Here is an 8340-nt window from a genome sequence, read left to right as displayed (position 1 = left end):
AGGAGGCGGGCAATTCCAATAGTGGTGTCGGCCGCCCGGAGCGGGCTTAATCGCGCGCGGCGACCGGCGTGACGATCGGGACGACGAACTCTTCGATCATCGCTCGCTCGTCGGCTTCGTCGTGGCCGGGGTGGGTCAGCAGCGAGACGATCACTCGCACCATCCAGCGACCGCGACGTTCGATGACCGCGGGATCGTCGGGTCCCAGCGAATGCAGGAACGCCACCGCCAATGCCGCGATGACTTCGGACTGTCCGGCCAGTTCGCCACCCACCGGCGGACGGGTGGTGGCGAACCAGGAAGCCAGCGCCGGGCTTTCGCGAACCATCCTCAGTGTGACGAGGATGCTCGCGACCAACCGTTCGCGCGGATCCCCGATGTCGCCGGTGCGCGCGATGATTTCGCGACCCAGCCGGTGGGTTTCCCGGTGCACATAGGCAGTGCGCAGCGCCTCGCGGTTGTCGAAATACCGATACAGCGTCGCACGGGAACACCCAGCGGCCCTGGCGATTTCATTCATGCCGACCGAATCCGAGTCGCGCTGGGTGTACAGCCGCTCGGCCGCGTCGAGTATCCGGTCGACGGCGGCTTCGTTGCGGTGCGGGGAAAGCCAGTCGCTCCCAGGCATCAGGACTTCATCCGAATCGGCACCGACAGCGGCCGCCGGACGTAGCTGCCGCCGGCCCAGATGATGCCGGATTCGTCCACCTCGAAGCTCGGGCAGCGGGTCAGGAGTTCGGTCAGCGCCACGCGGGACTGCATCCGAGCGGCGGCGGCGCCCAGGCAGTGGTGGGCGCCGTGGCTGAACGTCATGATGTTGCGTGGACAGCGGGTCACGTCGAGTTCGCCTGCGTCCGAACCGTATTGGCGTTCGTCACGGTTGGCCGAACCGTACAACAGCAATACCCGGCGGCCGGCCGGGATGGTCGTCGCACCGACGTTCACGTCGCGGGTGACGGTGCGGGCCAGCCCCTGCACGGGTGAGGTCATCCGCAGTAACTCCTCGACCGCATCCGGGATGCGGTCGAGGTCGTCCACCAGCAGCTGACGTTGGTCGGGTCGTTCGTGCAGCAGCGGCATCGAACCGCCGAGCATGCCGGTGACGGTGTCGTTGCCGCCGGTGACCATGGTGAACGTGAACGCCAGGATCGACAGGGTGCCGGCGATGTCACCGTCTGCCCCGACGCCGGCGGCCACCAGGTGCGAGATCGTGTCGTCCTCGGGATCGCTCCGGCGCCGTTCGATCAGCCCGGCGAAGTAGGCCATCATCGACCCGACCGCGTCGCCGACCGTCTCGAGCGCACCGGCGACGCCGCCATCGGCGGTGTTGGCCGCGACGATCGCCTGGGTCCAACCGTCGAATTGGGCCCAATCTTCCTCCGGCACACCGAGATAGTGCGCCACCACCATCGACGGCAGCGGCTTGAACAGCTCCGCGACGATGTCGCCGCCGCCGGCCGAGCGCAACCCCTCTATGCGCTCGACGACGAACTCCCGCACTTTGGGCTCCACCGCCTCGACCTGCCGTGGCGTGAAGCCGCGCGAGACCAGCTTGCGGAATTGGGTGTGCACCGGAGGATCCTGCATCACGAACGGCGGATTATCCTGCAGCCCAATCATTTCCAGGTCGCCGTAGTTGACGGTCAATCCCTGTGCCGACGAATAGGTTTCGTGGTCCCGGGCCGCGGCCCACACGTCGGCGTGCCGGGACAGCACGTAGTAGTCATCGCCGGGATGGTTCGCCGGAACGACGTGGTGCACCGGATCGTGATCTCGCAGAGCGCGGTACATCGGCCACGGGTTCGGCCAGGTGGCGGCCGTCGCGAGCTGAAAAGCGACCGGTGCGGGGTGAGACATAACAGCAGCCATGTCTCATTCGTACGACAATTGGCGATTGGTGTCAAGGTGCGGGCCGGCGATCGGCCGAGTGTGCGCTCACGGCATTGGCTGTGCAATGACGGCTTCGAGTGGGCATTGACGGCGCGCTCAAGCGGCGTGTCGTCGCCCAGCGTTCACACCGAAAGCCCAGCGTTCACACCGAAAGCCCTGGATGCACACTCGCCACCCCCGCGCGAACACCCAAGCCGGAATTAGATGGCCGCGCCGGGATTGAGGATGCCCAGCGGATCCAGCGCCTCTTTGATCCGCCGGTTGAGGTCCATCACGCCGGGTCCCAGATAGCCGGCCAGCCAGGGCCGCTTCAACCGGCCGACGCCGTGTTCCCCGGTGATGGTGCCGCCCAGTCCGACGGCCAGGTCCATGATCTCGCCGAACGCCAGGTGGGCGCGTTCGGCCATGTCGGCATCGGCGGGGTCGTAGACGATCAGCGGGTGGGTGTTGCCGTCGCCGGCGTGTGCGATCACCGAGATCATCAGGTCGCGCTCCGCTGCGATGCGCGCGATCCCGGTCACCAGCTGGCCCAGCGCCGGAAGCGGCACCCCGACATCCTCGAGCAGCAACGACCCCTTGGCCTCGACGGCCGGGATGCAAAACCGCCGTGCGACGACGAACGCCTCGCCCTCCTCGGGATCGTCGGTCGAAAACACCTCCGTCGCAGCGTGTTCCGCGAAAACTTCGGCCATGATTTCGGCGTCCTCGCTGCCGGCGCGGCCGCGCTCGTCCGATCCGGCCACCAGCATGGCGGCCGCCCCGCGGTCCAGATCCATGCGCAGGGTGTCCTCGACGGCGTTGATCGCCACCGAGTCCATGAACTCCAGCATCGACGGACGAAGCCGCGCGGTGACGCCGAGCACCGCCTCGACCGCGTCCTCGACGGTCGCGAAGCTGGCCACCACAATGCTGGACGCGTTCTGCTTGGGCACCAGCCGCAGCGTCACCTCCGTGACGACGCCCAACGTGCCCTCGCTGCCGACGAACAGTTTGGTCAACGACAGCCCCGCGACATCCTTCAGACGCGGGCCGCCCAGCCGCACCGCGGTGCCGTCGGCCAGCACCACCTGCATGCCCAGCACGTAATCGGTGGTGACGCCGTACTTCACGCAGCACAGCCCGCCGGCGTTGGTGGCGATATTGCCGCCGATGCTGCAGATTTCGAACGACGACGGGTCCGGCGGATACCACAGGCCGTGCTCGGCAGCGGCCTTCTTCACCTCAGCGTTGAACAGCCCGGGCTGGCATACCGCGGTCCGCGTGACCGGGTCGACGGCGATGTCGCGCATCTTCTCGGTGGACAGCACGATCCCGTCGTCCAGTGCGGTCGCCCCGCCCGACAGGCCGCTGCCGGCGCCGCGCGTCACCACGGGCACCCGGTGCGCGGCGGCCCAGCGCAGCACCTTCTGCACCTCTTCTGTGTGCCGCGGCCGCACCACGGCCAGCGGCTTGCCGGCCGCCGGGTCGAAGGCGCGGTCCTGCCGGTAGCCCTCGGTCACGGTCGGGTCGGTGACCACCATCCCGTCGGGCAGGTCGGCGATCAGGCTGGCCAGGGCGTCAGAGCTCACGGCCCGATACTAAGCCCGCCTGACGGGCCGGGGTCTTGCGCGAGCTCCGGCGCGCGGTCCAGTTCGTGCAGCGACGGCAGGCGGCATGCGACGAGGCCGATCAGCAGGATCGGTACCGCGAGCACCAGGAACGTGACCTTGAGCCCCGCCGCGTCGGTCAGCGGACCTGCGACCACCAGGCCCAACGGGCCCGCCGCGTAGGTCAGCCCGGTCATCACCCCGACCACCCGGCCGCGCAGCCGATGCGGGGCCCGCGTCTGCATCATGTAGTTGTAGATCGGCTGGATCGGCCCGTAGACCACGCCGGTGACCGCGCACAGCACCAGGATCACCGGCAACGGCGGCAGGAACGCGATTCCGACGGTCGCCGCCCCGAAGGTGAGGGTCGCCGTCAGCACGGCCGTGCGCCGTCGCAGGTGTTTCGACAGCGCCGCATATCCGAGAGCCCCCGCCACGCCGCCGAACCCGATCGCCATCAGCGCCCATCCCAGTTGCGCCGGTTGGTGGTGGTCGGAGAAGTACTTCGGAAACAGCACGCTTTCCATCGGCAGGTAGAGCGCGGTGACGGCCAGGTCGATCAGGCCGAGCGTCCGGAGCACCCGCAGGTTCCAGACGAAGCGCAATCCTTCGGCGATGCCGGACATCCACCCGCCGGGCCGGGTCGCACGCTCGGGCTTTCCGCTGCCCTCTAGCCGCAGCGACCCGATCGTCAGGATGGACAACCCGAACAGCCCGGCCGTCATCCACATCGTGGTGATGCCGCCGACGGTGGCGATCATCAGGCCGCCGATGCCCGGGCCCACGATGAACCCCAGGTTGAGAATCGCCTCGTACATGCTGTTGGTGCGGGCCAGCGACCAGCCCGCGCGGGCGGCGGCCTCGGGCAGCATCGACTCGCGCGCCGTCGTCCCGGCCGGGTCGAACGCGGCCGCGAAGATGGCGAGGACGGCCAGCACCGCCAGGTTCAGCGCGTCCGCGCCGAGCCCCCACGCGATCAGCGGCACCGCGGTCACCGCCGTCCCGGACAGCGCATCGGAGACCAGCGACACCCGGCGGCGGCCGAAGAAGTCGACCGCGGCGCCGGCGACGAGGGTGGACAGCACCAGCGGCAGCGTCATGGCCAGGGCCACGGCCGAGGCGTCGCGCGCGCTGTTGTGGTGCTGCAACGCCAGCCACGGAAACGCGACTATCGAGATGCCGCTGCCCGCCGTCGCCATCAACGTGGCGAACAGGATCAGGAATGCTGGGCCGCCGCTTTTCATTGGAAGATCGCCGCTGAATGTATGCCAAAGCGGTATTTGCGGCGACCGAATTTTTCGACTCGTGCAGGATGTTCGTGTGCTCGCCCACCCACGTACCGGCCAGGCGTTCAGCTCTCCGGTCGGCGCCGGCACCGGATGGCCCAGCGATCCGGCCACACCGCAGACGCCCGTGGCGGCCGACGCCGCCGCGGTTGTCGACCTCGCCGAGCACGCCGGCTCGATTCCCGAAATCGATGCGTTGGTCAGCGTCTGCCGGGCCTGCCCGCGCCTGGTCAGCTGGCGCGAGGATGTCGCGGTCGTCAAGCGCCGAGCGTTTGCCGATCAACCGTATTGGGGGCGGCCGGTACCGAGCTGGGGGTCGGCGCGGCCGCGGCTGCTGATCGTCGGATTGGCGCCCGCCGCGCACGGTGCGAACCGCACCGGACGGATGTTCACCGGCGACCGCTCGGGGGACCAGTTGTACGCGGCGCTGTACCGGGCCGGACTGGTGAACCAACCGACGAGTGTCGACGCCGCGGATGGGTTGCAGACCAAGAAGATTCGCATCGTCGCCCCGGTGCGGTGCGCGCCGCCCGCCAACGCCCCGACGCCGGAGGAGCGGGACACCTGCTGGCCGTGGCTGCAGGCCGAATGGCGGTTGGTGTCCGAGGATGTTCGCGTGGTCGTGGCCCTGGGCGGATTCGGCTGGCAGATCGCGCTGCGGCTGCCGGGCACCTCGACCGGGCGCAAGCCCCGGTTCGGCCACGGCGTCGTTGCCGACCTGGCGCCCGGTGTGCGGTTGCTCGGCTGCTACCACCCGAGCCAGCAAAACATGTTCACCGGTAGGTTGACACCAGCAATGCTTGACGACGTCTTCCGCGACGCAAAGGAACTGGCAGGGATCACGTGACCGAGGTTCTGGTATCCGGCGCCAGCGTGGCGGGTACGGCGGCGGCTTTTTGGCTTGGGCGGCATGGGTTTTCGGTGACCGTGGTCGAGCGCCATCGGGGGCCGAGGCCGGGCGGTCAGGCGATCGACGTGCGGGGGCCGGCGCTGACGGTGCTCGAGCGCATGGGGCTGTTGGGCGCGGCCCAGAAGCGCAGGACGCAAATCCGGGGCTCGTCCGTCGTGGACCGCGACGGCAACGAGCTGTCCCGGGACACCGAATCGACACCGACCGGTGGGCTTATCGATAGCCCCGACATCGAGCTGCTGCGCGACGATCTGGTCGAATTGCTTTACGGCGCAAGCCAATGGACGGCCGAATATGTTTTCGATGACACCATCACAGCCCTCGATGACGACGGCGAGGCGGTCCGCGTCACCTTCGAGCGCGCCGCGCCGCGCAGTTTCGACCTGGTCATCGGCGCCGACGGATTGCACTCCAATGTGCGGCGTCTGGTGTTCGGCCCCGAAGAGAATTTCATCGAGAGGCTGGGCACGCACGCGGCGATCTTCACCGTGCCCAACTTCTTGGACCTCGACTACTGGCAGATGTGGCACTACGGGGACTCCACCATGGCCGGCATCTACAGCGCCCGCAACAACGCCGAGGCGCGGGCCATGGTCGGCTTCATGGACACCGACCTGAGGATCGACTACCGCGACACCGAGACCCAATTCGCCGAGCTGGAGCGGCGGATGGCCGGCGACGGCTGGGTTCGCCCGCAACTGCTGGAGTGCATGCGCGGCGCGCCCGACTTCTACTTCGACGAGATGGCGCAGATCAAGATGGATCGCTGGTCGCGGGGGAGGGTGGCGCTGGTAGGCGACGCCGGATACTGCTGTTCGCCGCTGTCGGGTCAGGGGACCAGCGTCGCGCTGTTGGGCGCCTACATCCTGGCCGGTGAGCTCAAGGCGGCCTCCCAAGACGGGACCGTCGACCACGAAGCCGGCTTCGCCAACTATCACCGCGAGTTCAACGACTACGTCAAGCGCAATCAGTGGCTGGTCGTGGACAACATTCCGGGCGGTGCGCCGATACCGCAAGAGGTATTCGACCGGATCGTCGCCTCGATCACGCTCAAGGAGTACTGAGCCGGGCGGGAACGTTTGCGGGCCCGCGCGCGTTGACGCGATCGTGCGTCTTTCCGTCCTCGATCTCATTCCGGTACGCACCGACCAGACGACCGCTGCCGCGCTGGCGGCCACCGTGCAACTCGCGCAGGCCGCGGATCGGCTGGGTTTCACCCGTTACTGGGTGGCCGAGCACCACAACATGCCGTCGGTGGGTGCCACCAGCCCGCCGGTGGTGCTCGCCTACCTGGCCGCGCAGACCTCGCAGCTGCGGCTGGGCTCGGGTGGTGTGATGCTGCCCAACCACGCGCCGCTGGCGGTGGCCGAGCAGTTCGCGCTTTTGGAGGCCGCCGCCCCGGGCCGGATCGACCTCGGCATCGGCCGGGCGCCCGGCTCGGATCCCGTGACCTCGTATGCGTTGCGCGGCGGCCGGGACGACCGCGACATCGAAAACTTCCCGGAGTATCTCGACGACGTGGCCGCGCTGATGGGCGCACGCGGCGTGCGGGTTCCGTTGCGCTCGGGTGATTACACGCTCAAGGCCACCCCGGCCGCGGCCGGCGAACCGCGCCTGTGGCTGCTGGGGTCGTCGATGTACTCGGCGCATCTGGCCGCCGCCAAGGGGTTGCCGTATGTGTTCGCACATCACTTCTCCGGCAACGGAACCGAGGAGGCGCTCGAGGTCTACCGTTCGCGATTCAAGCCGAGTGCGCTGACGGATCAGCCCCTGACCTTTTTGACGGTGAACGCCGCGGTGGCCGAAACCCGGGAGGAGGCAACGGCATTGATGTTGCCCAACCTGCAGATGATGGCCCGGCTTCGGACGGGGCAACCGCTCGGGCCGGTGCCGCTGGTCGAGGAGGCTGCGGTTGCCGAATTGACCGGACAACAACAGCGGATCGTCGAAAGCGGCTTCCAGCGTGCCGTTTTGGGGGCGCCGGCCGAGGCCGCCGATCAGATCCGAGCGCTGGCCGACCGGTTCGGCGTCGACGAAGTCATGGTGAACCCGGTGGCCTCGGCCCACCGCGGAACCGAACCCGACACCGCGCCGGGGCGGGTCGCGACGCTCGAGCTGCTGGCCAAAGAGCTGTTCTAGCCTCGTCCGATCGCGCTGGCACAACGCCGCTCAATCCGACTGACTCGCATCGATACGGGCCAGTGCGGTGCGAAGAATCTGGCCGGTGGCCTCCCGGTCGGGGTCGCGGCGCAGCACCAATCCCTTGGCCACCGACAGCTTGTCGCCGTTGCGGCGGGGCAAAACGTGCAAGTGAATATGGAAGACGGACTGGAAAGCGGCGCTGCCGTCGTTGACGGCGATATTGGTAGCGTCGGCCAATTCGGTGGTGCGCGCGGCTCGGGCGATGCGTTGGCCCAAGGTGACCATCCCGGCCAGCGTTTCCGGCGCGGTGTCGGTGAGATCGACGCTGTGCCGTTTGGGCACGACCAATGTGTGGCCCCGGGTGAATGGGCGAACGTCGAGGATGGCCAGGTAGTCGTCGTCTTCGAAGATCCGGATGGCCGGGGCCTCGCCGGCGACGATCGCACAGAACACGCAGGACATGTCGCCCACGGTACTGGTTGCCGCGTCATGGCGGCGCCGAGACCAGTCGGGGTCTGCCACGATT

At 68.3% G+C, this 8340-nt stretch carries 8 protein-coding genes; 3 read left to right on the top strand and 5 right to left on the bottom strand.

Features of this window, described 5'->3' with window-relative positions:
* Positions 1-46: 46 nt before the first annotated feature.
* From AC5Y7E_RS19000 to tap, 4 genes are all read right to left on the bottom strand, one after another.
* Positions 47-628 (bottom strand): TetR/AcrR family transcriptional regulator, encoded by a 582-nt coding sequence (locus AC5Y7E_RS19000; RefSeq protein ID WP_499950299.1) that lies wholly within the window; start codon positions 626-628, stop codon positions 47-49.
* Positions 628-1869: a cytochrome P450 gene (locus AC5Y7E_RS18995; protein WP_499950297.1), complete on the bottom strand. Its 1242-nt coding sequence runs from the start codon at positions 1867-1869 to the stop codon at positions 628-630. The genes AC5Y7E_RS19000 and AC5Y7E_RS18995 overlap by 1 nt, the downstream gene beginning before the upstream one ends.
* Positions 1870-2090: 221 nt before the next feature.
* Positions 2091-3458, bottom strand: a complete 1368-nt coding sequence (locus AC5Y7E_RS18990; RefSeq protein WP_499950296.1) for an FAD-binding oxidoreductase — start codon at positions 3456-3458, stop codon at positions 2091-2093.
* Positions 3455-4720, bottom strand: coding sequence for a multidrug efflux MFS transporter Tap (tap, locus tag AC5Y7E_RS18985; RefSeq protein ID WP_499950294.1), 1266 nt, complete (start codon positions 4718-4720; stop codon positions 3455-3457). Before tap ends, AC5Y7E_RS18990 begins: the two co-directional genes overlap by 4 nt.
* A 61-nt stretch (positions 4721-4781) precedes the next feature.
* Between tap and AC5Y7E_RS18980 the strand changes: the two genes are divergently transcribed.
* From AC5Y7E_RS18980 to AC5Y7E_RS18970, 3 genes are read left to right on the top strand one after another with little or no spacing between them, the layout of a single operon-like run.
* Entirely contained in the window at positions 4782-5609 is an 828-nt protein-coding gene (locus AC5Y7E_RS18980) for a uracil-DNA glycosylase (protein WP_499950293.1), read from the top strand.
* Positions 5606-6736 carry an FAD-binding protein gene (locus tag AC5Y7E_RS18975; protein WP_499950291.1) on the top strand — a complete coding sequence of 377 codons (1131 nt, stop codon included), beginning with the start codon at positions 5606-5608 and terminating at the stop codon, positions 6734-6736. The genes AC5Y7E_RS18980 and AC5Y7E_RS18975 overlap by 4 nt, the downstream gene beginning before the upstream one ends.
* A 43-nt stretch (positions 6737-6779) precedes the next feature.
* Positions 6780-7811 carry an LLM class flavin-dependent oxidoreductase gene (locus tag AC5Y7E_RS18970; protein WP_499950289.1) on the top strand — a complete coding sequence of 344 codons (1032 nt, stop codon included), beginning with the start codon at positions 6780-6782 and terminating at the stop codon, positions 7809-7811.
* A gap of 30 nt (positions 7812-7841) precedes the next feature.
* Here AC5Y7E_RS18970 and AC5Y7E_RS18965 read toward each other — a convergent pair whose 3' ends face one another.
* Entirely contained in the window at positions 7842-8276 is a 435-nt protein-coding gene (locus AC5Y7E_RS18965) for an HIT family protein (protein WP_499950324.1), read from the bottom strand.
* Between the last annotated feature and the right edge of the window lie 64 nt (positions 8277-8340).

The sequence above is a fragment of the Mycobacterium sp. NGS17 genome, assembly GCF_059813205.1.
Note: the sequence above shows the minus strand (reverse complement) of the source record. Positions and strands in the feature narration are given on the sequence as shown.

Excerpts from the sequence above, each read along its gene's own strand:
- AC5Y7E_RS19000 (WP_499950299.1), bottom strand. The coding sequence starts at position 628 with ATGCCTGGGAGCGACTGGCTTTCCCCGCACCGCAACGAAGCCGCCGTC.
- AC5Y7E_RS18995 (WP_499950297.1), bottom strand. The coding sequence starts at position 1,869 with ATGGCTGCTGTTATGTCTCACCCCGCACCGGTCGCTTTTCAGCTCGCG.
- tap (WP_499950294.1), bottom strand. The coding sequence starts at position 4,720 with ATGAAAAGCGGCGGCCCAGCATTCCTGATCCTGTTCGCCACGTTGATG.
- AC5Y7E_RS18965 (WP_499950324.1), bottom strand. The coding sequence starts at position 8,276 with ATGTCCTGCGTGTTCTGTGCGATCGTCGCCGGCGAGGCCCCGGCCATC.